The organism is Streptomyces sp. NPDC058307 (genome assembly GCF_042880295.1).
In the GTDB taxonomy this organism is placed as follows: Bacteria; Actinomycetota; Actinomycetes; order Streptomycetales; family Streptomycetaceae; genus Streptomyces.
The window spans coordinates 1,421-25,173 of record NZ_JBHVYZ010000001.1 but is presented as its reverse complement, the minus strand read 5'-3'; the positions used below and the strand labels follow the sequence as shown (position 1 = coordinate 25,173).

Here is a 23,753-nt window from a genome sequence, read left to right as displayed (position 1 = left end):
GGGCCGCCGCCGCATCACCCTCGTCCCGGACCACCACATCTGTGTCGTACGCGTCCCGGACCAGGTCGTCTCCTCCGTGCCGCAGGCTCTCGAACGCCTCGACCCGGTACGCCCGTTGACATGGATCTCCGGCCCTTCGGCGACCAGTGACATCGAGCTGGACCGGGTCGAGGGGGTGCACGGTCCGCGCACCCTGGAGGTGGTGCTGGTGGACGCTCAGACCAGCGCGGAGGTCAACTCGTAGCGTCCCGAGGGGAGTTCGAAGGACGCGGTACCGTCTTCGAAACCCAGGTACCGCACTCCCTCGATGTCCGACAGAGCTGTGCCGCCCTCGCGCACGGAGCCGGGGTCGGCCGTGGGGATGCGCAGGGTCGCGGTGCTGTTGGCGGGGACCGCGACCCGGTGCGTGAACTCACTGTCCCGTACCGCCCACGCGCTGACGATCTCGCCGTACGGCGACCGGTGCGCGCCGGTGACCCGGGTGATCCTGCCGGTCGGGTCGAGGTGGGGCCGCAGGAAGAAGTGCTTGAAGCCCGGGTGGGCCGGGTCCTTGGCGATGCCGGCCATGCTCTCGTACATCCACTCCATGATCGCGCCGTAGGCGTAGTGGTTGAACGAGTTCATCTCGACCGGCCCGAACCCGTCCTCCTTCGAGTACGAGTTCCAGCGCTCCCAGACCGTCGTCGCGCCGTTCTTCACGGAGTACAGCCAGGACGGCATCGCGTCCTGGTGCAACACCTTGTAGGCCAGTTCCACCTGCCCCTCCTCGGTGAGGACGGGAGCCAGGACGTTCACCCCGAGGAAGCCGACGGAGAGGGTGTTCTCGGCGTATCCGACACGGGTGCTGTCGGGGTGGGCGGCCTTGTAGGCGGCCGAGTTGCCGATGTTCTCGGCCAGAAGCTCGACGAGGGCACGCCGCTGGTCCTCGGTGTCGTACAGGCCGAGTTTGAGGACCCAGAGCAGCGCGGTCTGGCTGTCGTCCTCCGTCTGGGTGGGGCTGTCTCCCGGGGTCCACGGCGGCGGGGAGCCGAGGCTGGAACGCACGGTGAGGCGCCCGTCCTCGGTGCTCAGGTACTTGGTGACGAACGCCCGTTTGATGTGGCCGAAGAGCTCCTCGTAGGCGTGGGCCTCGGCGGTGCGGCCGGTGGCACGGGCCATGTCCGCCATGAGCCGGGCGCTGTAGGCGTAGTAGGCGTCGCTGACGAGCTGGGTGCTGGTGACCTGGAAGGCCAGCCAGTCGCCGAAGACCGCGCCCTGTCCGGCGTAGGTGTCACCGGTGCGCCCGCGGATCCAGTCCATGTAGACCGTCATCGCGTCCCAGCTGCGGTCGACGATGGTCGTGTCCCCGCTCATCTGCCACACGGTCCAGGGGACGACGACCCCGCAGTCCGCCCAACCGCTCGCCGGGACCGGATCGTTGTAGCGGGCGCCGGGCGCGATCCACGTGAACTGGGCGCCGTCCGCGCCGTAGGTGCGCTGGGAGTCGATCAGGATGTCCTGGAAATGGCTCAGGAAGGCGACGGCGTCGGTGTTGTAGAGGCCCGTGTGGGCGAAGACCTGGGTGTCGCCGCTCCAGCCGCAGCGCTCGTCGCGTTGCGGGCAGTCGGTGGGCAGCCAGAGGTAGTTGCCGCGCTGGCCCCAACGGACGTTGCTGATCAGCTGGTTGATGTCGGAGTCGTCCGTCTCGACGGTGCCGATGTCGCGGAGCGCGGAGGTGGCGACCCTGCCGGTCAGTTCGGTGAGGGTGACGGTGGCGGACGTGGTGACGGAGAGGTAGCGGAAGCCGTAGAAGGACAGGGAGTCCTCGTGGGTCTCCCCGTTCGGGTCGCCCTTGAGGATGTACGTGCTGGTCGCCTCCGCGGAGCGGAGGTTGGCCCGGTAGACGGAACCCTCGGGGCCGTCCGCCCCCGCGCTGGTGTCGTTGAGCATCTCCCCCGGCCTGAAGGCGACTTCGGCTCCGGCGGGGCCGCGGAGGGTGTAGCGGGGGACGCCGACGAGGTTCTGGCCGAGGTCGATCACGGCGGTGTCGCCGGGGTGCAGGGTGAGGGGGGCTGTGGCGGCCTCGGTGGGGTCGCTGACCGTGCGGGCCGGGTCGGCGACGAGATCGCTGCCGCCGGTGTAGACGCTGACCGACCGTGGCCTGCGGTCCCACTCGGGCATCAGCCGGGCCGACTCCCCGGGGTAGGCGACCAGTCGGGAGTCGGGGAACCGGGTGGTGAAGTCGTGCTCCTCGACCGCGGACCAGGCGGAGGCGTCGAAGCCGTTCGCGGCCCAGCCGGGCAGTTCCCGCCGGGCGTCGTAGGTCTGGCCGTCGTAGATGTCGTCGGCGCGGTAGGGGCCGGTGTCCGTGGCCCGCCAGTCGTCACCGGGGGTGGTCACAACGGTCTGGGTGGAGCCGTCCCCGTAGCGGATCAGGAGCTTGGCCTTGAGGGCCAGGCGGTTGCCGGCCTCGGAGTAATAGACGCTGGTGTCGGAGACGCGGCCGTTGTACCAGCCGTTGCCCAGCACGGCCGCGAGGGTGACCTGGGGCTGCTCCGCCAGCAGGCCGGTCACGTCGTAGGTGAAGTAGCTGACGGTGGTGTCGTAGTTGGTCCAGCCCGGGGTGAGGAGTTCGTACGTGGTGCCGCCGTCCTGGGGCACGGAGACCCGGCGGCCGTTGACGTAGGCCACGTACACGCCGAGCGCGGAGACGTAGAGCCGGGCCTCGCGCACCTGGCCCGCTTTCAGGACCGTCTGCCTTCTGAGGAGCGGCGCGCCCGCGCTGTTCGGCGCCTTGCCCGCCATGCTGATCCACTGCGCGCCGTCCCAGCCGGCCACGCCGTCGGTGCTGAGCAGGCCGGTCTCGAAACGGGCCGCCGGGGCCTCGGGAAGCCTGCGCCCGGTCTCGTCCCAGACCTGGACAGTCCAGTGGTAGCGGGTCGAGGCGTGCAGTTCGGGGCCCGCGTAGCGCACGGCCACCGAGTCCGCGGAGTCGGTCCGGCCGCTGTCCCAGACGTCCGCGCGGCCCTCGGCCAGCCGGTCGGGGGTGGACGCGACCAGGATGCGGTACGCCGTCTGACGTCGGCCGCGAACCCGGGACGCGGTGCGCCAGCCGAATCGAGGGCGGGCCGCGTCCACGCCGAGCGGGTCGGTGCGATGCTCCACCGTGAGGCCCTCGACGGCGGTGTGCTGGACTCCGTCGGTCATACCGTGGTCCCTTCGGCGGCCCGGGGCTGTATCGATTCAGCCGGTTCGGCGGTCGAAGCTACTGGCGAATGGGACGGGTGTCCACTGTCCGCGTCGCGCGTTGAAACCGTTCAGAAATCGGAAACCCCTCCTACGCTGACGTCACGTCAGCTGTAGACGATCGGGCAGCCGCGCCGCAGGCAGTGCTGGGCGGCGCGCAGGTACAGCGCCACGTAGAAGGCGGCGTCCAGGTCCTCGGCCCACGGTCCGGGCCGGGCGGCCGCCACCCGCTTCGCCTCGCCGTCGAGGAACCACGTGGTCAGGTCGAGGTTGTCGCAGGCTTCGGGTATCTCGTCGAGGGGCAGGCGCACGGCTTCGGCCAGCCGTCGCGCGAGGCCGAGGATCTGCGGGGCTCCGGCGATCACCGTGGTGTCCGAGTAGGAGGACTCGACGGGCAGTTCGACCTCCGCGTCGAGCGACACCGGCACCAGCACGGACCAGTCGAGGAGGGCCTCCGTCTCGGAAGGCGCCAGATGATCATCCGCCAGCCGTACGAAGCCGTCCATGGGCGGCACCAACTTCTCCTCGAACGCCAGCCCCGACCCCCGCACGAACTCCGTTTCCTCGGGCACGGACTCGTACGGCGGCAGCCCCCGGCGGCGCAGTTCCTCGTTCAGTCCTGCGGCGACGGCCCCCCGGCCCTCCTCCTCGTCCGCGTCGAACCACTCCTGCGCACCCACGCTCACCAGATAGATCCCCATGCCCGGAAACGTACAACGCCCCACTGACAACGCCCCGCGCCACTTCCACAGGCCCTTTGCTCAGGGCCCGGTCAGCAGGAGTGTGGGCAGGGTGTCCTCCAGGATCCGCTCGCGGGGCAGGGTGAGGCCGAAGTGCCGCTGGAGCACCTCCAGGCAGGCCCGGTGCACGGCACGGCGGTCCAACTCCTCGTCGGGCAGTCCGGCCGCGGTGAGCTGCTCCTGGACGGCGGCGACCACCTCGGGATCGCCCTCGGGGCTGCCGTACCCCCAACTCCCGTCCAGGTGCAGGTTGAACGCGCACATCAGGTTCTCGTCGTGGCGATAGGCGAAGTTCGGGGGCACCGGCTTGCCGTTCTCCTCCTGGTACTCCAGGTGGAAGACGTGCAGGCCGCCGCGGTCGACCGGCCGGCTGCCGGTGCCGAACTCGCCCTGCCAGCCACCGTACTTGATGACGTACGACCACTCGTCGAGCTCGCCGTGACGCAGGGCTATCCCCTTGGTGACCTCGTCGTACAGGCCCTCCAGCAGGTCCTGCACCTGGCGGCCGGTGAGCTCTCCGACGGGGCGGGGTTTCAAGGACCTGTGAGCGGTCTCGGCGATCCGTCTCGCCAGCGATTCCGATTCGAGGTCGGGGGCGATCACCACGCTGTAGCCGCCGTAGGCGATGGACTGCGGTGCGGCGAGCCAGGCTATTCCGTCGGTCATGGCGGTCAACCCTGCCGTATCCGCGGGAGGGTGTCACTGAGTACACCTCGGAAGACGGGTTCTGCGCCCAATGTCCCCGGGCCCGCGGCTCCGTAGCTTCTTCAGCAGGGCACACGGCGTGCCGGACGAAGGGGGACGACGATGTTTCGGACAGGCTCACGACGTACGTACGACACGGGACCCGCCGCCGAGGCGCTGCGGCTGGTGAAGGTCAGCAGGACCTATGGCACGGACGACAGTGCCGTGACCGCCCTGGACGGGGTCACGCTGAGCCTCGCCCGGGGCACGTTCACCGCGGTGATGGGTCCCTCGGGGTCCGGCAAGTCCACGCTGCTGCAGTGCGCGGCCGGTCTGGACCGGCCGGACAGCGGGATCGTGCGGGTGGACGGCACGGAGCTGACGGGCGGCGGTGAGGCGGAGCTGACGCGGTTCCGGCGCGGGCGGATCGGGTTCGTGTTCCAGCAGTACAACCTGCTGGAGACGCTGACCGTGGCCCAGAACACCGTCCTGCCGCTGAAGCTCGCCGGCCGGAAGGTCGACCGGAGGCGGGTCAGGGAGGTCCTGACGGCCGTCGGTCTCGGCGACCGGCTCGGGCACCGGCCCGACCAGCTCTCCGGCGGTCAGCGGCAGCGCGTGGCGATCGCCCGCGCGCTGGTCGCGGACCCCCGGGTGATCTTCGCGGACGAACCGACGGGCGCCCTGGACACCCGTAGCGCGCGGGACGTGCTGCTGCTGCTCCAGGAGGCGGTGCGGGTGCACGGCAGGACCGTGGTGATGGTGACCCACGACCCGGTCGCCGCCTCCTACGCCGACTCCGTGCTGTTCCTCGCGGACGGCCGGCTCGCGGGCCGGATGGACGCTCCGACGCCGGACGCGGTGGCCGAGCGCCTCGCGCACCTGGGCGACGACGTGAGCGTGGGGGTGTGAGCGATGTTCATGCTGGCGATGCGGTCGGTACGGCAACGGCCCGGACGGTTCCTCGCGACCCTGCTGGCCGCCTTCCTGGGCGCCGGGATCATCATGACCTTCAACTCGCTGTACGACACGGCGGGTCAGCCGGGTGTGGATCCGGTGAGTTCGGACACCCTGACCACCTCCGCGAGTGTCGTCGGCGGCTACGGCACCCTCCTGGTGTTCTTCGCCGTGGCGTCGACGTTGACGGTCATCGTGCGTCATCGTGCGGGTGAACTGGAGCTGCTGCGCTGTTCGGGGGCGACGCCGGGGCAGATCAGGCGGATGGTCGTGGGCGAGTCCGTGGCGGTCGCCCTGATCGGTGCCGTGCTGGCGATCGGTCCGGCGATGCTCGGCGGGCGGGCACTGCTGGACGTCTTCCGGGACAGCGGGCAGGTCGCACAGAACGTGGACCACTCCTTCGGTGTCGTCGCGCTGATGTCGGGCGTCGACATCACCCTCGTCGCTGCTGCGGGCGCCGCCTTCCTCGCCGTACGACGCGCCACGCGCCGGCGTCGGCAGCGGGGCAGCCGGGCGCGAACGTTCCTCGCCTGCGCGGCGCTCGGCGTCGGGGCCGCGTCGGTGATCTCCACCTTCGCCTTCTCGGCGACAGACGAGGCACTCATGGCGACGCCGGCCTATGGGGCGATCCTGCTGTCCGTGGGGTTCGCGCTGCTCGCGCCGCGGCTGCTGAAGGGGGTCCTGGACCGGTTGCCGCTGACCGGCGCGAGCGGCTGGCTGGCCGTGCGGAACCTGCGGCAGCGGGTGGATCACCTTTCCGGGATCCTGATGTCGCTGATCCTCTTCACGGCGGTGTCCGTCGCCACGCTGTACATGCAGGGTGTGGAGAGCGACGCCATGGAGGCGTCGGGCGTGGTCAGAACGGTCGACGCGAAGAACCTGCAGACGCTGAATCTCACGGTCGTCGGCATCATCGTGGTGTTCGTGTGCGTGATGCTGGTCAACTCGCTGTACGCGGCGACGACCTACCGCGGCCGGGAGTTCGGCCAGCAGCGGCTCGCCGGGGCGAGCCCGGGGCAGGTGCTGGGCACGGTGGGCGTCGAGGGGCTGATCCTCACGGCGGTCGGGATGTTCTTCGGCACCGTGGCGGCGCTGGCCGGGATCATCCCGTTCACGGTCGTCCGCAGCGACTCGGTGCTGCCCCACCAGGGGCTCGGCATCTGGCTGGCAGTGGTGGCGATCGCGTCGGCCGCGACGGTCGGGACGAGCCTGGCCACGGCCCGCAGGGTGCTGCGTACTCCGGCGGTGGAGGCGGTGGACCTGGCGGCATGAGGAGCTGTGGACGGCGGGGGCGTCACTTCGGTGACGCCCTTCTTGCTGCCCCGCGTCCGCGTCCGTCGGCCTTCGACCTCGTTTACAGACAGGGTGAACAAGCGCTTAGATAGTTGACGGAACGAGTTCGCGCCGCCCTGGAGGCCCCGTTGCTGTTCACATCCGTCGACGACGTCTCCGCACGCCTCGCCGAGACCGGCTACCTCGCCTCGCCCGCGGTCGCCACGACCGTCTTCCTGGCCGACCGGCTCGGCAAGCCGCTCCTGGTCGAGGGCCCCGCCGGGGTCGGCAAGACGGAGCTGGCCAAGGCGGTGGCCGAGGTCGCCGGGGCGCGGCTGGTCCGCCTCCAGTGCTACGAGGGCGTGGACGAGTCCCGGGCGCTGTACGAGTGGAACCACGCCAAGCAGTTGCTGCGCATCAGCGCAGGCCGGAACGAGAGCTGGGACGAGGCGCGCACGGACATCTTCAGCGAGGAGTTCCTGCTCTCCCGGCCCCTGCTGACGGCGATCCGCGGCGACGAGCCCACGGTGCTGCTGATCGACGAGACCGACAAGGCGGACGTCGAGGTCGAGGGCCTGCTCCTGGAGGTGCTCAGCGACTTCCAGGTCACGGTCCCCGAGCTGGGCACGATCACCGCGTCCCGCCGCCCCTTCGTCGTCCTCACCTCCAACGCCAGCCGCGAGCTGTCGGAGGCCCTGCGCCGCCGCTGCCTGTTCCTGCACATCGGGTTCCCCGAGGAGGAGCTGGAGCGGCGGATCGTACGGCTGAAGGTGCCGGGGCTCGACGAGACGCTGGCCAGGTCGGTGGTCCGGGTGGTGGGGGCGCTCAGGGCCATGGACCTGCGCAAGGTGCCCTCGGTCGCGGAGACCATCGACTGGGCGCACACGCTGCTCGCGCTCGGCGCGGACCACCTCGACGAGACCGTCGTACGGGACAGTCTGGGCGTGCTCCTCAAGCATCAGGACGACATCCTCAAGGCCGGGGCCAAGCTCGACCTGGACGCGGTGTGAGCACCGCCGAGCGGCTCACCTCCCTGGTCGGTGCCCTGCGTACGCACGGCGTGCGCATCGGGACCGGCGAGACGGTGGACGCGGCGCAGGCGGTCGAGGCGCTCGGACTCGCCGACCGGGAGCTGCTACGGGAGGGCCTGGCGGCGACCCTGCTGCACAGCACGGCCCAACGGCCGGTGTTCGACCCGGTCTTCGACCTGTACTTCCCGCGGGGCGTCGGCGCGCCCGGCACCGGCCCCGTGGACCGCGAGGAGCTGCGCGAGCGTCTGGCCAAGGCCCTCGCCGCGAACGACGAGACCCTGATGGCCCGCCTCGCCGCGGAGGCCGTCGACGGGTTCGGCGGATACGGCAACTCCCCTTCCTCGGACGGCTGGTCGTCGTACCAGACCCTCGACCGGCTGCGCCCGCAGACGCTGCTCGCGCGGGTGCGCGACGACGTACGGGGGCGGCAGGGCATGTCCGGGTTCACCGACCGGCTCCTTGAGGACGAGATCCGGCGGCGCATCGAGGCGTTCCGCGCGCTGGTGGCGGCGGAGGCCCGGCGGCGGGTGGCGGAGCGGCGGGACAGGGACGAGATCGCGCGGCGGGCGGTGGCTCCGACGACCGACCGGGTCGACTTCCTGTTCGCCGGGAAGGACCGGCTGGCCGAACTGCGGCGTACGGTCCAGCCGTTGGCCCGCAAGCTCGCTACCCGGCTCGCGGCCCGTCGCCGCCGTGCCGCGCGGGGCAGCATCGATCTGCGGCGGACTCTGCGCGGTTCGCTGTCGACGGGCGGGGTGCCGATGAAACCGGTGCTGCGCCGCCGCCGGCCCGCCCGGCCCGAACTGGTGCTGCTGTGCGATGTGTCGGGCTCGGTGTCGGGGTTCTCGGACTTCACGATGCTGCTGGTGCAGGCGCTGCACGACCAGTTCAGCAAGGTGCGGGTGTTCGCCTTCGTCAACCGCCTCGACGAGGTCACCCGACTCCTCGAGCACGGGGCGGCCGACGCGGCGGGGCTCGGCGCCCGGATCCGGGACGAGGCCACGCTCACGGGGTGGCACGGCAGCAGCGACTACGGGGTGGCACTGGGAGAGTTCGCGTCGCTGTACGCGGATGCGCTGAGCCCGCGCACGACGGTGTTCGTGCTCGGTGACGCCCGCACCAACATGAGCGACCCGAACCTGCCCGCCGTCCGTGAGATCACCGAACGGGCCCGCCGCGTCCACTGGTTGAACCCGGAGGCGCGTGCGCAGTGGGGCACGGGCGACTCGGCCGCGTACGAGTACGCCGAGCTGGTGGAGATGCACGAGTGCCGCAATGTCCGCCAGCTCAGTGCGCTGGTGGGGCGGCTGCTGCCGGTCTGAGCGGGCCGGGATCCGGTCGGCTCAGGCCGTCAACTGCGGGTACAGGGCCCCGAGATCCGCGGCGAGTCCGGCCTTCACCTGTCGGGTCAGGTCGTCGGCGAGCACCTCGTAGGCGCCGGACTCGATGCCGTCGAGGGCCTGCGCGGCCACGCTCTCGGGACTGACCTTCGGGGCGTCGACCTTCGCCGTCATGTCCGTGTCGACGTATCCGACGTGCAGTCCGGTGACCTCGATGCCGCGCGGCCTCAGGTCCAGGCGCAGGGAGTTGGTCTGCGACCAGAAGGCCGCCTTGGAGGCGCTGTAGGAGCCGGCGAGGCCGATCCATGACAGTACCGAGTGGACGTTCAGGATGTGGCCGCCGCCGTTGCGCTCGATGACCGGCACGAAGGCGCGGGTGACGAGGAGGGGGCCGTAGAAGTTGGTCTCGAACTCGCGGCGGACGTCCTCTACCGGTGAGTCCAGGAAGTTCGCGTTCACGGACGCGCCGGCGTTGTTGATCAGCAGCGTGACGTCCTGGGCCTGTTCGGCGGCGGCCGCGACGGAGGCGGGGTCGCTCACCTCGAGGGCCAGCGGCACCGCGTCCGGGTGGGTCACGGTCTTCGGGTCGCGGGCGGTGGCGTACACCTTCTTCGCGCCCCGCTCGTACAGCGCGGTCACCAGTGCCCGGCCGATGCCGCGGCTGCCGCCGGTGACCAGGGCGACGGAACCTTCGATGGTGGTCATGGGAGTCTCCAGGAACATTGAGAAACTGATTGGTTTACCTACCCACTAGAGTAAACCGATCAGTTTCCAATGGCAAGGCGAGGATGCTTCCCTACGCTCCCGGATCGGGATAACGGGGGCCACGGGGGCCCATGAAGGCAGTCGTCCAGTGCCGGTACGGCTCGGCGGACACACTGAAGTGGAGGCAGGTCGAGGCGGTCGGCACAGCACGAGGGAGGACTTCGCCCGCGCTGGACTCCGCTACGACGTGGTGCTGGACCTGGTGGGCAATCGTTCACCGGGCGATCTGCGGCGCGCTGCGACTCCCGCCGGCACGGTCGTCCTGTCCGGCGGGGGCGGGAACGAGGGCGGCAGCGTCCTCGGCCCGGTGCGACTCACGCTCCGGGGGCTGCTCCTCTCCCCTTTCGTGCGGCAACGGCTACCCCACTCCGGGCGAAGGCGCGCAAGGACACTCTCCGGGTCCTGCGGGAACTCGCCGCGGCAGGCAGGATCGCCCCGGCCGTCGAGCGCACGTAACCGCTCGACGAGGCGGCCGGGGCCATCCGGCGCTGCAGGTGGAGCACGCGCGCGCGAAGATCGTCATCACCATGTGCGAGGTGACGGCCCGCAGAGGTGACGGCCCGGGTCGGACGTGCCTTACTTGCTCTTCGCGTACTCCTTCGCCATGCCCCCCGCGAAGTCGTACACCACGCACTGCTCGTCGCCGACGACCCAGGCGTCGTGCCCTGGCGCCGCCACGAAGACGTCGCCGGGCCCCACTTCGCCCTCTCCGCCGCCGTCCATGACGATGTGCATACGGCCCTGGACCACATAGCCGTTGTGGTGGACCTCGCAGCTCTTGGTGCCCGCGATCGGTGCCACGGACTCGGACCAGCGCCAGCCGGGCTCGAAGGTGCCCACGGCGAAGTCCAGTCCGGACATGTGGACCGCTTCGAGATGCCCCTTGGGGAAGTCCCTGCGCTCGTCCGGCTTGTCGAGCGCCTTGATCTCGAACATGACGGCTCTCCCTTCCGGCCGTGTTCGACCACGGCCGGGGCCGGTCTCCGTCTCCCACCCACGCCGGGCAGCACCGGCGGGGGCCGAGCCCCATCCCTCCATCCTGCGCCCGTTCGGCCGGGACTGCCATTCAGGCGAGGTCCCCGCCCGCCAAGAGCCGCGCGAAGCGCTCCGCGTCGACATTGCCACCGGAGACGATCACCCCGACCCGCTCGGGAAGGTTGCTCACCCGTCCGTTCAGCAGCGCGGCCAGCGGGGTCGCGCCGCTCGGCTCGACGACGATCTTCAGTCGCTCGAAGACGAACCGCATGGCCGCGCGGATCTCGTCGTCGGAGACCAGCGCGATCTCGTCGACCAGCCGCCGGTTCACCGAGAAGGTCAGCTCGCCGGGCGTGTGCAGGGCCTGTCCGTCGGCGATGGTCTTCGGCACCGGGATGCTGACGCGCCGCCCCGCTTCCAGGGACCGCTTGGTGTCGTCGCCGGCCTCGGGTTCCACGCCGACCATACGGATGCCCGGGTGCAGCCCCTTGACGGCGGTGGCGCTCCCCGCCATCAGCCCGCCGCCTCCGACCGGCGTGAGCAGCGCGCCCAACTCCCCTGTCTCCTCCAGGAGTTCGAGAGCGGCCGTACCCTGTCCCGCCATCACGTGCGGGTGTTCGTAGGGCGGGATGAGCGCCAGGCCCCGCTCGGTGGCCAGGGCCTCGGCGATGGCCTCGCGGTCGCCGGTGTAGCGGTCGTACGTGACGATCTCGGCGCCGTAGCCCTCGGTGGCCGTCCGCTTGGAGCGTGGGGCGTCCTCGGGCATGACGATCACCGCGGTGGTGCCGAGTTCACGGGCGGCGAGGGCGACGGCCTGGGCGTGGTTCCCGGAGGAGTAGGCGGCGATGCCCCGGGCCAGCTGCTCCGGGGTCAGCCGGGAGGCCGCGTTGTAGGCGCCGCGGAACTTGAAGGCGCCGACCCGCTGGAAGTTCTCGCACTTGAGAAGGACCTCGGCGCCGACCAGGGCGTCGAGGGTCCGCGAGCGCAGCACCGGTGTGCGGTGCGCGACGCCCTTGAGCCGGGTGGCCGCGTCCAGGACGTCGTCCAGGGTGACCGGCGGGGTGACGGTCGTCACGAGTGCCCTCCAATGGTCGTCACGAGTGCCCTCCAGCGGTCGTCACGGGTGCCCTCCAGCGGTCGTCATGAATGCCCTCCGGTGTTCGCCTGTTTCCGGGACTGGGACAGATAGCTGTAGGCGGAGGCGCGGGAGATCCCGAGCCGTCCGGCCACCTGCTCGATCGCCCGCCGGACCGCGAACACGCCGCGTTCGTCCAGGCTGCGGAACAGGTCCAGGCGCCCGGCGCGGTCCAGCAGTGCCCACGACTGATGCCGGTGCTCGTCGAGCATGACGTCGACGACGGAGTCGATGTCGTCGCCGAAGGTGGTGACGGGCGGTTCCTGGGGGGTCGGGACGGTCCCGGCCAGGGCTCCCAGCAGTGCATGGACCTCGCTCGCCGCGGTGACGTCGACATTGACGCACAGCGCGCCGAAGACCGCGCCCGAGGAGTCCCGGAGCAGCATCGTCGAGGACTTGACGAGCTTTCCGGTATCGGTCCGTGTGACGTAGTTCAGCTCGTCGGCCGCCTCGTCGCCCCGGGCGAGCATCCGCATGCCGATCTCGCTCATCGCCCCGCCCACCGTGCGCCCGGTCACCGAGCCGGCGATGGCCACCACCGAACTCTCCGGCTTTCGGTAGTCGTGCAGCACGACCTCGCACACCGGTCCGAAGGTCGCCGCGATCCCGCCGACGACCGATGTGAGCGCGGCGATGATCGCGTCCCGCTCGGCCTCCATCACACCCTCCCACCCTCACCAGTCCGTCTAGACTAGCAATCCAGACACTGGACCACCAGTCCAATCCCCCTCCCTTTCCGTCTTTGTCCGCGGATCTTGACGCACCGGATGTTACCGGTAACATAAACGTCCATGTCCTCGACGCTGGCGCCCGCGCGCACTCCGGTCTTCAGCCCGGCCGCTGTGGTCGCCTCCTGCGTCGGCTTCGTGCTCATCGGCGCGCTCCAGGCGCTGTACGGTCCGGCGATCCCCGCGTTCCGCGAGGAGTTCGGCCTGTCTCCCTCGGGAGCCGGGCTCGGTCTCAGCGCCCATTTCGTGGGCGGGGTGGCCGGCGTCCTGCTGTTCGACCGGCTCTTCGGGCGGATCGGCAACCGGCGGATCCTGGGCGCCTCGTACCTGCTGATGGCGCTCGGCGCGGCGGGATTCGCGCTCGCGCCGAACTGGCCGGTCGCCCTGACCGCCGCGCTGCTCGCCGGCCTCGGCTTCGGCGGCATCGACTACGGCCTGAACCAGCTGTTCGCGGTCGGCTTCGGCCACCGTTCCGCCGCGATGCTGAACATCCTCAACGCGCACTTCGGCGTCGGCGCGATCCTCGGTCCGGCGCTGATCGGCGTGGTGGGTGCCGGGCACTATCCGGCGGTCTTCCTCGGTTTCGCGCTCGCCAACCTGCCGTTGCTGCTGTGCCTGAAGGGCGTACGGGACCACGCGCCCCAGCCCTCCGGCACGGCTTCCGACTCCCCCGGCGCGCTCGGCCGCAGCCTGGCCTCGGTACTCTCCGTGTTCGTCGCCCTCTACGTCCTGCACGTGGGCATCGAGGCGGGCGTGGGCGGCTGGGAGCCCACGCATCTGGAGACCGTGGGATACGGCGCGGGCGTGACCGCGACCGCCACCTCCGTCTACTGGCTGATGATGACGGTGGGCCGCTTCCTGGTCGCCCCGATCGCCCTGCGGTTCTCGGCACAGGCCATCATCACCGTGTCCTGCGCGGGCATGACGATCTGTCTGCTTCTGGCGTCCGTACGGGAGTTGGCGCCCTACGCGTACGCGGGTGTCGGCCTGTTCATCGCGCCGATCTTCCCCACCGGCCTGCCCTGGCTGCACCGGGCCGCCCCGGGTGCCCGACGGGCCGGCGCGCTGGTCATCGCCGCCTCGATGATCGGCGGTGTGGCGGCGGGACCGGCGCTGGGCAAGGCCATCGAGTGGTCCGGGATCCGGGCCGTACCACTCCTGCTGAGCGGTGTCGCGGCGCTGTGTCTGGCCGCCACCCTCTGGCTCGTCCGCAGTACCCGAACTCACTGAATTCGCTGAATCGAAGGGTTGCCCCGCATGCCCGCTCTGACGACGTCCTCCGACGGTTTCCTCCTGCACGGTGAGCCGTTCCGGATCATCTCCGGGGCCATGCACTACTTCCGTATCCATCCCGACCAGTGGAGCGACCGGCTGCGCAAGGCGCGGCTGATGGGCCTCAACACCATCGAGACGTATCTGCCCTGGAACCTGCACGAGCCCGAGCCAGGCAGCCTCGTCCTGGACGGCTTCCTCGATCTGCCCCGCTGGCTGCGCCTCGCGCAGGACGAGGGACTGCACGTCCTGTTGCGCCCGGGGCCGTTCATCTGCGCCGAGTGGGACGACGGCGGCCTGCCCGCCTGGCTGCTCGCGGACCCCGACATCCGGCTGCGCAGCAGCGACCCCCGCTTCACGACGGCGTTCGACGGATACCTGGACCAACTCCTCCCCGCGCTACGCCCGTTCATGGCGGCACACGGCGGTCCGGTGATCGCCGTGCAGGTGGAGAACGAGTACGGGGCGTACGGCGACGACACCGCGTATCTCAAGCACGTCCACCAGGGACTGCGCGACCGCGGGGTCGAGGAGCTGCTGTACACCTGCGACCAGGCCAACGCCGGGCACCTGGCGGCCGGCACCCTCCCGGGCACGCTCGCCACGGTCACCTTCGGCAGCCGGGTCGAGGAGAACCTGGCCGCGCTCCGCGCCCACCAGCCCGAGGGTCCGCTGATGTGCTCGGAGTTCTGGGTCGGCTGGTTCGACCACTGGGGCGGCCCGCACCACGTACGTCCCGCCGCCGACGCCGCGGCCGACCTGGACCGACTGCTGTCGGCCGGCGCCTCGGTCAACATCTACATGTTCCACGGCGGCACCAACTTCGGCTTCACCAACGGCGCCAACCACAAGCACGCCTACGAACCCACCGTCACCTCCTACGACTACGACGCCCCGCTCACCGAGAGCGGCGACCCCGGTCCCAAGTACCACGCGTTCCGCGAGGTGATCGCCCGGCACACGGTCACGCCCGACGAGCCGGCCCCTGCACCCGCGCCCAAACTGCCGCTCACGGACGTGGACCTGGACCACCGGGCGCCGCTGCTGTCGTATGTCCGAGGGCTGCCGTCGACCACCACCGAAGCCCCCGTGACGATGAACGAGCTCGGCGTGCACACGGGTTACGTGCTCTACCGCACCACGCTTCCCGGTTCGGGCGACGGTCTGCTGCACTTCCCCGGCGGGGTCGGCGACCGGGCTCAGGTCTTCGTCGACGGCGCCTCGGTGGGCGTACTGGAGCGGGAGCGGCACGACGAGACGCTGTCCGTGCGGGTGCCGCACGCAGGTGCCGTCCTCGAAGTGCTCGTGGAGAACATGGGCGGGGTCAACTACGGGCCGCGCATCGGGGCGCCGAAGGGGCTGCTCGGGCCGGTGTCCTTCCAGGGCAGCGACCTGCGCGGCTGGGAGTGCCGGGCCGTGCCGCTGGACGACCTGGCCGCCGTGCCGTTCGGCCCGTCCGGGGCGACCACGGACGCGGTACCCGCCTTCCACCGGGGCACCTTCGAGGTGGACAGCCCGGCGGACACCTTCCTCTCCCTGCCCGGCTGGACCAAGGGCCAGGCCTGGGTCAACGGCTTCCACCTCGGCCGTTACTGGAACCGGGGTCCGCAGCACACGTTGTACGTCCCCGCACCCGTCCTCCGCCCCGGCACCAACGAACTGGTCCTGCTGGAGCTGCACGCCACCACGGGCACGCGCGCCCAGCTCACCGACACGCCCGACCTCGGACCGGAGAGCGACTGATGCCCCGCCCCCACCACCTGCGCGTCCCCACCCCCGCCGGGCCTCCGCTGACCGGGCACCTGCCCTTCGCGGACGCCCCCGGGGTGCCCGACCCGATCGAGGTGACCAGCCGCTGGCTCACCCGCGGCGGCCGGCCCTGGTTCCCGGTGTCCGGCGAGTTCCACTACTCCCGCTACCCGGCCGGGGAGTGGGAGGAGGAGCTGCTGAAGATGAAGGCGGGCGGGGTCACGGCCGTCGCCAGCTACCTCATCTGGATCCACCACGAGGAGATCGAGGGCCGTATCCGCTTCGACGGCCACCGTGACCTGCGCCGCTTCGCCGAGCTGTGCGCCCGGCACGGCCTGGACTTCATCCCGCGCGTGGGCCCCTGGTCGCACGCGGAGGTCCGGAACGGCGGCCTGCCCGACTGGGTTCTGGCCCGCGACTGCGTCCCGCGCACCGACGACCCGGTGTACCTGGACGCCGTCCGCCCCTGGTTCACCGCGATCGCCGAGCAGTTGGACGGCCTAGACCGGGCCCACGGCGGACCGATCGTGGCGATCCAGATCGAGAACGAGCTCTACGACCAGCCCGGCCACCTGCTCACGCTGAAGCGGATGGCCCAGGAGGCCGGCCTGAGCGCCCCCCTGTGGACCTCGACCGCATGGGGCGGTGTCCAACTCCCGCCGGACGAACTGCTCCCGCTCTACGGCGGCTACACCGAGGCCTTCTGGACCGAGGCCGACGGCGGCTGGCCCGACACCTGCCGCAAGCACTTCTTCTTCACCCACCAGCGCGACGACGAGGGCATCGGATCCGACCTGCGCCCGGTCAGCGTGCGCGGCAGCGAGCCCGACGCCTTCGCGGACCGGTTCCCCTGGGCCACCTGCGAGTTGGGCGGCGGCATGGCGGTGTCGTACCACCGTCGGCCGTACGTCGACCCCGACGACATCGGCGCGCTCGGCCTCACCAAGATCGGCTGCGGCTCGGTCTGGCAGGGCTACTACATGTTCCACGGCGGCACCAACCCCGCGGGTGAGCTCAGCACCCTTCAGGAGTCGCACGCCACCGGCTACCCGAACGACCTGCCCGTCCTGACGTACGACTTCCAGGCCCCGCTCGGCGAGTACGGCCAGTACCGGCGGACCTATCACGAACTCCGGCTCCAGCACCTGCTGTTGGCGGACTTCGGGCACCTGATCGCGCCCATGGAGTCGGTGCTGCCCGAGCGGCGGCCGGAGGGGCAGTTCGACCGGGACACCCTGCGCTGGGCGGTGCGCGGTGACGGCGCCTCGGGCTTCCTGTTCGTCAACAACCACCAGCCGCACGAACAGCTCCCCGAGCATCCGGAGACCTCGTTCACGGTGGAATTCCCGTCCAGCGGCGGCGAGTTGACCCTGCCCAGCGTTCCCGTCACGGTTCCGAGCGGCGCGTACTTCTGCTGGCCGCTGCGGCTCGACGTGGCCGGTCTGCGGCTGGAGTGGGCCACCGCCCAGCCGGTGTGCACGGTCGACGTGGACGGCCGTACGGTCCTGGTGCTGGCCGCGACGGACGGCATCGCGCCCGAACTCGCCCTGGACGCGGCCACGGTCTCGGTGGTGCACACGCCCACCGGCGATGTCACCCCGGTCGGCGACCGGCTGCTGGTGACGGGGTTGTGTCCTGGCACCGACGCCCTCGTGGAGGTGGACACCGCCGAGGGCGGGCGGGTCGGCCTGCTGGTGCTGGACGCGGCGACGGCCCGTACGGCCTACCGGGGTGAGGCGTGGGGTGCCGAGCGGCTGGTGCTGAGCGATGACGGTGTGGTCTTCGACCGGGACGAGGTACGGCTGCACGGTTCGGGAGCGGTGACGTCGTTCGCCGTACTGCCCGCACCCGAGCGGGCCCCCGTGGTGGACGGGGTGGCGACTCAGGCGGTCGCCGACGGGGTGTTCACCCGTTACGCGGTCCGGGCGGCGCCGGCCGTCGAGGGGTCCGCGCCCGAGGTCACCCTCGTACGGGCCGCCGGGCCCGCTCCCGAGACCGTCACCGGTGTCCTGGACCGGGCGAGCGCCCCGGCCGACAAGTACTTCGACACCGTGGCCGCCGAGTACCACGTCGAGGTGCCGGACGGGCTGCCGCCAGGGACGCTGCTGCGGCTGCGGTGGAACGGGGACGTGGGGCGGGCGTACGTGGGGGACACGCTGGTCGCCGACCAGTTCTGCGCCGGGCGGGTCTGGGACATCGGCCTGGACCGGCTGCCCGCCGACGCGCTGCGCGCCGGGGGGCTGCGGCTCCGGGTGCTGCCGCTGCACGCCCAGGCGCCGGTCCATCTGCCCGAACAGGCGCGCGGTGCCCGGGAGACGGCCACCGTCACGCACGCCGAGTGGGTCACCCGGCACACCCGGTCGGTCCTGGCGGGCTGACCTGCCCCGGAGCCCCGATGCCGCCGCCGGATCATCGGTACCGGCCCGCCTATGCTGTGCTCCCCGGGCGGGCCGGAACCGCCGTACCATCGCCCCCACCACGTCGAGGAAACCGCCACCATGAGCCCAAGCGCCGCCGAGGAAGCCGTGCCCAAGGGGCGCAGCCGACGCAACTTCGCCGGTTCGCGCCCGGTGATGGACGACGTGGCCCGGCTGGCCGGTGTCTCCAAGCAGACCGTCTCCCGGGTGCTCAACGAGCATCCGTCGGTCCGCCCCGAGACCCGTGAGGCGGTGCTGACGGCCATGCGCACGCTCGGCTACCGGCCCAGCCGCAGCGCCCGGTCGCTGGCCAGCGGGCGGACGCGGATGGTCGGGGTCATCACCTTCGACGCGGCCCGCTACGGACCGTCCGCGATCCTGACCGCGGTCAACACCGCCGCCCAGGAGGCCGGTTATCTGCTCAGCTCCATCGCCCTGGACACGGCCGAGCACGACACGGTCGTCGAGGCCGTCGACCGGCTCTCCGCCGAGGGCGCGGACGGGGTGATCGCGATCGCCCCGCAGCTGTGGGTGGGCCACGCCCTGGCGGACGCTCATCTGGACACCCCGCTGGTGGTCCTCGAGAACGGCTTCGACCCGGAGACCGAGCGGGTCACCGGCGACTCACGGGAGGGCGCCCGCAAGGCCACCGAGCATCTGCTGGGGCTCGGCCACGCCACCGTCTGGCACATCGCGGGCCCGAGCGGCTGGACCTCCGCCGACCAGCGGCTGGCGAGCTGGCGCGGCACGCTGGAGGCGGCCGGAGCACCGGTCCCGGAGCCGCTGTTCGGGGACTGGAGCGCCGACTCCGGCTACCACCTGGGGCGCCGGCTGGCCCGGCGCGCGGATGTGACCGCGGTGTTCGTGTCCAACGACCAGATGGCCCTCGGCGCGCTGCACGCCTTCCACGAGGCGGGCCGCTCGGTGCCGGGCGAGGTCAGCGTGGTGGGCTACGACGACATCCCCGAGGCCGCGCATCTGCTGCCGCCGCTGACGACCGTGCGCACGGACTTCGCGGAGATCGGCACCCGGTCCCTGCGGCTCCTGCTGAGCCGGATCGACGACTCGGCCCCGCCGCCCCGGCCCGAGTCGCTCGTCCCCGTCGACCTGGTGATCCGCGCGAGCAGCGGGGCGGCGCCGGGGCGGTGAGGGCATCACCTCTCCGCTGCTGACGCGTCAGGGATGATCCGTCGACGCCCTGACGATCATGTCGATGGCCAGAGTGCGGGCCGTGCCGCGCGGCGCCTGGCCGGCGAGTATCTCGCAGAGCAACCGGACGCACTCCGCACCCATGTGACGGGGTCTCAGGTCGATCGCCGTGATCGGGGGTTCCGCGGTGCGCATCGCCGGGCTGTCGACGCAGGACGCCAGCAGCAGGTCCTCGCCCACGACCCGGCCCGCCGAGCGGATCTCGGGCAGGACGGCCGCCGCGGCCCCGTCGGCCGCGCATACGATCGCGTCGGTCTCCGGCGTCTCGGCGAGCAACTTCCCCACCACGTCCCGGAGTACCTCGGACGAGGAGCCGAATGGCGCCTTGCGCAGCAGCGGTTGGACGTCGTGAGCGCCGCACCAGCGCGCGTAGGTGCGCTGGAGGGTGAGGGACCAGTCCGCGGTGGTGTCGGAGGCGATGAGCGCGGGTCGGCGGGCGCCCCTCGTACGCAGGTGGTCGAGGAGTTCCGTCAGGGCTGTCCCGTGATCGGACCAGACCACGCCGGCGGGCTGTCCGTCGCCGTCGTAGCGCTCGGCCGTGACGACCGGGAGCCCCGCGTTGATCAGCCGGTCCACGACCGGGTTGTCCGGCATCGGGTCGCACAGGATCAGCCCGTCGGCCTGCGGGAGGCGGCCGGAGGACACCAGGGTCACGTTCAGCCCGGCACGCGCGGCCTGTTCCGCGACGCCGAACACGAACGACATGTAGTACTCGGCGCTGGTGAGGAACTCCGGGATGTGCAGCGCGATGGTGTCCGTCACGGAGGTGCGCAGGGTGCGGGCGCTCCTGTTGGGCGTGTATCCGAGGCGCCGGGCGGCGTCCAGGACGGCCTGGCGGGTCGTGTCGGACACCCGGCCGTGGCCCCGCAGCGCGTCCGACGCGGTGGTCTTGGAGACCCCCGCGCCACGGGCGACGTCGGCGAGGGTGGCGGGCGCGCCCGGCCCGGTCGGCATGCCGGGGCTGCTGGTCGGCACCATGCCTCACCAGCCGTTGGTCAGCACGTCGTCCAGCGCCGCGGCGAACACGTCGGCGCTCTGCCGGGTCAGGCACAGCGGTGGCTTGATCTTCAGCACGCACTGTCGGTCCGAGGTCGGCTGGACGATCACGCCGAGCTCGCGCAGCCGGTCGCAGATCACCGCCGTCTCCTCGGTCGCCGGCTCCAGGGTCTCGCGATCCCGGACGAACTCGACGCCCAGATACAGCCCCGAGCCGTGCACGGCGCCGATCAGCGGGTGCCGGTCGGCGAGTTCCTCCAGCCGCCGCTTCAAGTACCCGCCTGTCTCCAGGGCGTTGTCCTGGAGCCGTTCGTCGCGCAGCGCGTCCAGCACGGTCAGTCCGACCACGCTGCTGACGGGGCTGCCCCCGGCCGAGGAGAAGAAGTAGCCCTGGGTGCGGTAGGCGTCGGCGATCTCCCGCCGGGTGATCACCGCGCCCAGCGGATGCCCGTTGCCCATCGCCTTGGCGACGGTGACGATGTCCGGTACCACGCCCTGCTGCTCGAACCCCCAGAAGTGGGTGCCGAGTCGGCCGTAGCCGACCTGCACCTCGTCCGCGACGCACAGACCGCCGACGGCGCGGGTGGCGTCGTAGACCTGCCGGAGGTAGCCGTCGGGCAGGGGGAGGCCGCCCGCGTTGCCGTAGAAGGGCTCGCAGATGAAGGCGGCGGGCCGGTGGCCCTGTGCGGCGAGTTCGGTGATCCGCGCGGCGGCCTCGGGACCGTACCGGTGTGCCTCGGCAGCGCGGTGGCGGCCGCGGTAGGAGTTGGGCGCGGCCACGGTGTGGATCCAACTGGGGCGGGAGGAGAGGGCGTTGGGGTTGTCCGCGATCGAGGTGGAGACCGCGTCGCTCGCGTACGTCCATCCGTGGTACGCCTCCTCGACCGCGACCGTGTCCTGCCGTCCGGTCGTCGCCCAGGCCAGGCGCAGGGCGAGATCCACGGCCTCGGAGCCGCTGTTGACGAGGAAGACGGTGTCCAGTTCCGGGGGCAGGAGCGCGGTGAGCCGTTCGGAGAGCTCGACCACCGAGCCGTAGTGGAAGCGGGAGTTCGTGTTCAGGCGCCGCCACTGCCGGTGCACGGCGTCGCTCAGTCCGGGGTGGCCGTGGCCGAGGATGGTCACGTTGTTGAGCATGTCGAGGTAGCCGCGGCCCTGGGTGTCGACGAGGTGGTGGCGCCAGCCGCGTTCGATGCGGGGCGGCTCGTCGTAGTAGTGCTCCTGGACGGTGGCGAAGGCACGGTCTCGGCGGTCGAGGAGATCCCTGTCGGCGGACGGCTCCCCCGGGTCGTGCCCGACAGTGATCAGTGCCGTCGGATCCGGGCTCACCGCGAGCCAGCCGGCGGCCAGGGCCGGGGTCGCGAAACGAGGGGGGCGCCGGTCGGCCAGGGTCGACAGCTGGACTCCGAGGGTGTGCCTGCCGTCCCGCTCGGCGACGGTGCCGAGGCGCTGTCCGGCGGCGACGGGACCGGATGCGGCCGGGTCGGCGATGCCGGACAGCCACAGGACCGGTCCCTCGCCACGCAGGTCGAGCGTGCCGTCGGCGTGCCGGGTCAGCGTGCCCGCCCAGGGCGCGTGTACCTGAAGGGGGTCCGCGAGGTGGAGGTCCACTCCGAGGGCGCATGTCGCCGGGGTGTCCGTAGTGTCGATCGTGGTCCGGGTCATGCGGAACTCGCCGTGCCGGGTGCGGGCCGCCGGCCGACCGGCGGCCAGGGCGGCTTCGGCGTCCGCGTCCAGCCATCGGCCCGTGTGCAGGTCGTCGCTCTGCGGGGAGAGGTCGAGAACCGGTATGCCGTCGGGCAGGTCCGGCAGCATGCGGTGGGCGGGTACGACGGCGACCTGGGGCAGGGGTCGGCCGAGTGCCTCCCGCAGTTGGGCCGTCATCACCTCCGCCGGGACGGAGACGGCCGACTGGAACATGGCCCACTCCCGGTCCAGGGCGGCGGACGCGTAGCCGTTGTCCGGGTCCTGGAGGACGTCGTACTGCCCGCTGACCACCATGACGGCCGCCCGCAGCACGACGAGCGGCCACAGCACGGCCGACTCGCCGTCGGAGAGCGGGCGTACGGCGTCGAAGGCGCGGGCGGCGGACAGGACCGAGGCGGGGCCTGCGCCGTGGTGATGCAGCACGGAGGTGCAGGTGACCGCGAGTTCCGCCACGGTCCATCCTGTGCCGAGGTCCCCGAAGTCGATCACTCCGACGGGCATCCGCCGCCCGTCCCCCGCCGTCTCGCAGACGACGTTGTTGTCGGTGATGTCGCCGTGGACGAACTGCACCGGCAGATCCTTCGCGTGCGGCTCCACGAGCGCGTAGGCGGTGCGGGCGGCGCTCAGCACCTGGTCGGCGCGAGCCCGGTCGGGCCAGTGCGGGGCGAGGGCCTCGACCACTTCGAGGGCGTTGCGCAGGTCCCACGGCCGGAAGCGGTCGGGGTCGGGGTCGGGGGCGGTGAAGCCGGCGAGGGCCGCGGCGATCTGTCCGGCGAGTTCGCCGAGGCGGGCGACGACGGCGGGGGCGAGATAGCGGCTGTCCATGATCGGCTCACCCGGCACGAACTCCAGCAGCCGACAGGTCAGTTCGGCTCCGTCCGCGCGGAAGGGCTGCACCACGTCACCGTCCGTGCCGGGGACCGCTCGGGGCAGCCGGAGGCCGGGCAGGGCACGGGTCAGGTGCTCCACGGCGTCGCACTGGGCCCGCAGCTCGGCCGTCCGGGTGGCGGGGTTGGCGACCTTGAGGACGTACTCCCCCGTCTCGCCGCGCACCCGGTAGTTGCGGTCCTGCTGGCTGCCCAGGTCCCGTACGGCGCCCCGCACCCCGAACCGGGTCGCCAGCACGGCCGACGCGGCGGCTTCGTCGATCGGCGCGACGGGTCGCACCAGCCAGTCCGTGGACGGCAGGCCCATGGGTCGCTCCGCTTCCGCGGCGAGGCGCCGCTGCTTTGCCGGAACGTTCCGGCACTCCGTGCGACGACGGTAGAGCGAACCGTGTTCCCCGGTCAACGCCCCGGCCGCGCTGTCGGCGATGAGCCGGAGGCGGTCACCGGGCGCATCCTCGGTCCCACAAGTCACGGCCGCGCAGGATTACCCCGAGTGAAACGGGTGACCCGCACGATGGGTCCCTGGGGAGCCGCGGCGGCGGCCCACGGTGGCTTGTCCCTTGTGTGCCCGCGGTGTGGGGCTGCCGGCACACAGCGGCGTGGGGCCCCGCCGCCCGTGAGGGGGGGGGCCCCGCCCCCCCCGGGCCGCGCCCCCCCCCCCCCCCCCCCC

The 23,753-nt window shown here is 71.7% G+C and carries 18 protein-coding genes; 9 read left to right on the top strand and 9 right to left on the bottom strand.

Annotation, left to right across the window (positions count from 1 at the left end):
* Positions 1-244 (top strand): LUD domain-containing protein (locus tag ACFVYN_RS00100; RefSeq protein ID WP_389990358.1); only part of this gene is annotated, 244 nt, incomplete at its 5' end.
* On the opposite strand, the gene ACFVYN_RS00095 is transcribed toward ACFVYN_RS00100, so the two are convergent.
* The 3 genes from ACFVYN_RS00095 to ACFVYN_RS00085 form a co-directional block, all read right to left on the bottom strand.
* Positions 217-3,186 (bottom strand): family 78 glycoside hydrolase catalytic domain, encoded by a 2,970-nt coding sequence (locus tag ACFVYN_RS00095; RefSeq protein ID WP_389990356.1) that lies wholly within the window; start codon positions 3,184-3,186, stop codon positions 217-219. The two genes, ACFVYN_RS00100 and ACFVYN_RS00095, sit on opposite strands and share 28 nt — an antisense overlap.
* Before the next feature lie 146 nt (positions 3,187-3,332).
* On the bottom strand, positions 3,333-3,926 hold the full coding sequence (locus ACFVYN_RS00090) for a hypothetical protein (protein WP_389990354.1): 594 nt from the start codon (positions 3,924-3,926) through the stop codon (positions 3,333-3,335).
* Between the two features lie 60 nt (positions 3,927-3,986).
* Complete coding sequence (locus tag ACFVYN_RS00085) at positions 3,987-4,631, bottom strand: hypothetical protein (RefSeq protein WP_389990352.1); 645 nt, start codon at positions 4,629-4,631, stop codon at positions 3,987-3,989.
* Positions 4,632-4,772: 141 nt separating this feature from the next.
* Between ACFVYN_RS00085 and ACFVYN_RS00080 the strand changes: the two genes are divergently transcribed.
* The 4 genes from ACFVYN_RS00080 to ACFVYN_RS00065 all read left to right on the top strand — a co-directional run bounded on the left by ACFVYN_RS00080 (position 4,773) and on the right by ACFVYN_RS00065 (position 9,228).
* Entirely contained in the window at positions 4,773-5,558 is a 786-nt protein-coding gene (locus ACFVYN_RS00080) for an ABC transporter ATP-binding protein (RefSeq protein ID WP_389990350.1), read from the top strand.
* Positions 5,559-5,561: 3 nt separating this feature from the next.
* Positions 5,562-6,875 carry an FtsX-like permease family protein gene (locus ACFVYN_RS00075; RefSeq protein ID WP_389990348.1) on the top strand — a complete coding sequence of 438 codons (1,314 nt, stop codon included), beginning with the start codon at positions 5,562-5,564 and terminating at the stop codon, positions 6,873-6,875.
* A 152-nt stretch (positions 6,876-7,027) separates the two neighbouring features.
* Positions 7,028-7,885, top strand: coding sequence for an AAA family ATPase (locus tag ACFVYN_RS00070; protein WP_389990972.1), 858 nt, complete (start codon positions 7,028-7,030; stop codon positions 7,883-7,885).
* Entirely contained in the window at positions 7,882-9,228 is a 1,347-nt protein-coding gene (locus ACFVYN_RS00065) for a VWA domain-containing protein (RefSeq protein ID WP_389990346.1), read from the top strand. Before ACFVYN_RS00070 ends, ACFVYN_RS00065 begins: the two co-directional genes overlap by 4 nt.
* A 21-nt stretch (positions 9,229-9,249) precedes the next feature.
* On the opposite strand, the gene ACFVYN_RS00060 is transcribed toward ACFVYN_RS00065, so the two are convergent.
* The 4 genes from ACFVYN_RS00060 to ACFVYN_RS00045 all read right to left on the bottom strand — a co-directional run bounded on the left by ACFVYN_RS00060 (position 9,250) and on the right by ACFVYN_RS00045 (position 12,780).
* Positions 9,250-9,951 (bottom strand): SDR family oxidoreductase, encoded by a 702-nt coding sequence (locus ACFVYN_RS00060; protein ID WP_389990344.1) that lies wholly within the window; start codon positions 9,949-9,951, stop codon positions 9,250-9,252.
* 636 nt (positions 9,952-10,587) lie between these two features.
* Complete coding sequence (locus ACFVYN_RS00055) at positions 10,588-10,947, bottom strand: cupin domain-containing protein (protein WP_389990342.1); 360 nt, start codon at positions 10,945-10,947, stop codon at positions 10,588-10,590.
* A 130-nt stretch (positions 10,948-11,077) separates the two neighbouring features.
* On the bottom strand, positions 11,078-12,061 hold the full coding sequence (locus ACFVYN_RS00050; protein WP_389990340.1) for a threo-3-hydroxy-L-aspartate ammonia-lyase: 984 nt from the start codon (positions 12,059-12,061) through the stop codon (positions 11,078-11,080).
* A gap of 65 nt (positions 12,062-12,126) precedes the next feature.
* Entirely contained in the window at positions 12,127-12,780 is a 654-nt protein-coding gene (locus ACFVYN_RS00045; RefSeq protein ID WP_389990338.1) for a transcriptional regulator, read from the bottom strand.
* A gap of 132 nt (positions 12,781-12,912) precedes the next feature.
* Between ACFVYN_RS00045 and ACFVYN_RS00040 the strand changes: the two genes are divergently transcribed.
* From ACFVYN_RS00040 to ACFVYN_RS00025, 4 genes are all read left to right on the top strand, one after another.
* Entirely contained in the window at positions 12,913-14,079 is a 1,167-nt protein-coding gene (locus tag ACFVYN_RS00040; RefSeq protein ID WP_389990336.1) for an MFS transporter, read from the top strand.
* Between the two features lie 27 nt (positions 14,080-14,106).
* Complete coding sequence (locus tag ACFVYN_RS00035; RefSeq protein ID WP_389990334.1) at positions 14,107-15,864, top strand: beta-galactosidase; 1,758 nt, start codon at positions 14,107-14,109, stop codon at positions 15,862-15,864.
* Positions 15,864-18,248 carry a beta-galactosidase gene (locus tag ACFVYN_RS00030; RefSeq protein ID WP_389990332.1) on the top strand — a complete coding sequence of 795 codons (2,385 nt, stop codon included), beginning with the start codon at positions 15,864-15,866 and terminating at the stop codon, positions 18,246-18,248. The genes ACFVYN_RS00035 and ACFVYN_RS00030 overlap by 1 nt, the downstream gene beginning before the upstream one ends.
* 120 nt (positions 18,249-18,368) lie before the next feature.
* Positions 18,369-19,436 carry a LacI family DNA-binding transcriptional regulator gene (locus ACFVYN_RS00025; protein ID WP_389990330.1) on the top strand — a complete coding sequence of 356 codons (1,068 nt, stop codon included), beginning with the start codon at positions 18,369-18,371 and terminating at the stop codon, positions 19,434-19,436.
* Between the two features lie 27 nt (positions 19,437-19,463).
* On the opposite strand, the gene ACFVYN_RS00020 is transcribed toward ACFVYN_RS00025, so the two are convergent.
* Together ACFVYN_RS00020 and ACFVYN_RS00015 are read right to left on the bottom strand one after the other, a co-directional pair.
* Positions 19,464-20,474, bottom strand: a complete 1,011-nt coding sequence (locus tag ACFVYN_RS00020) for a LacI family DNA-binding transcriptional regulator (RefSeq protein ID WP_389990328.1) — start codon at positions 20,472-20,474, stop codon at positions 19,464-19,466.
* A gap of 3 nt (positions 20,475-20,477) precedes the next feature.
* Positions 20,478-23,390 (bottom strand): aminotransferase, encoded by a 2,913-nt coding sequence (locus tag ACFVYN_RS00015; RefSeq protein WP_389990326.1) that lies wholly within the window; start codon positions 23,388-23,390, stop codon positions 20,478-20,480.
* Positions 23,391-23,753 lie beyond the last annotated feature (363 nt).

What these genes read in the sequence shown, in the direction of transcription:
- ACFVYN_RS00080 (WP_389990350.1), top strand. Translation starts at nt 4,773, where the DNA reads ATGTTTCGGACAGGCTCACGACGTACGTACGACACGGGACCCGCCGCC.
- ACFVYN_RS00075 (WP_389990348.1), top strand. Translation starts at nt 5,562, where the DNA reads ATGTTCATGCTGGCGATGCGGTCGGTACGGCAACGGCCCGGACGGTTC.
- ACFVYN_RS00085 (WP_389990352.1), bottom strand. Translation starts at nt 4,631, where the DNA reads ATGACCGACGGAATAGCCTGGCTCGCCGCACCGCAGTCCATCGCCTAC.
- ACFVYN_RS00020 (WP_389990328.1), bottom strand. Translation starts at nt 20,474, where the DNA reads ATGGTGCCGACCAGCAGCCCCGGCATGCCGACCGGGCCGGGCGCGCCC.
- ACFVYN_RS00060 (WP_389990344.1), bottom strand. Translation starts at nt 9,951, where the DNA reads ATGACCACCATCGAAGGTTCCGTCGCCCTGGTCACCGGCGGCAGCCGC.
- ACFVYN_RS00015 (WP_389990326.1), bottom strand. Translation starts at nt 23,390, where the DNA reads ATGGGCCTGCCGTCCACGGACTGGCTGGTGCGACCCGTCGCGCCGATC.
- ACFVYN_RS00045 (WP_389990338.1), bottom strand. Translation starts at nt 12,780, where the DNA reads ATGGAGGCCGAGCGGGACGCGATCATCGCCGCGCTCACATCGGTCGTC.
- ACFVYN_RS00030 (WP_389990332.1), top strand. Translation starts at nt 15,864, where the DNA reads ATGCCCCGCCCCCACCACCTGCGCGTCCCCACCCCCGCCGGGCCTCCG.
- ACFVYN_RS00040 (WP_389990336.1), top strand. Translation starts at nt 12,913, where the DNA reads ATGTCCTCGACGCTGGCGCCCGCGCGCACTCCGGTCTTCAGCCCGGCC.
- ACFVYN_RS00035 (WP_389990334.1), top strand. Translation starts at nt 14,107, where the DNA reads ATGCCCGCTCTGACGACGTCCTCCGACGGTTTCCTCCTGCACGGTGAG.
- ACFVYN_RS00055 (WP_389990342.1), bottom strand. Translation starts at nt 10,947, where the DNA reads ATGTTCGAGATCAAGGCGCTCGACAAGCCGGACGAGCGCAGGGACTTC.
- ACFVYN_RS00025 (WP_389990330.1), top strand. Translation starts at nt 18,369, where the DNA reads ATGAGCCCAAGCGCCGCCGAGGAAGCCGTGCCCAAGGGGCGCAGCCGA.
- ACFVYN_RS00095 (WP_389990356.1), bottom strand. Translation starts at nt 3,186, where the DNA reads ATGACCGACGGAGTCCAGCACACCGCCGTCGAGGGCCTCACGGTGGAG.
- ACFVYN_RS00090 (WP_389990354.1), bottom strand. Translation starts at nt 3,926, where the DNA reads ATGGGGATCTATCTGGTGAGCGTGGGTGCGCAGGAGTGGTTCGACGCG.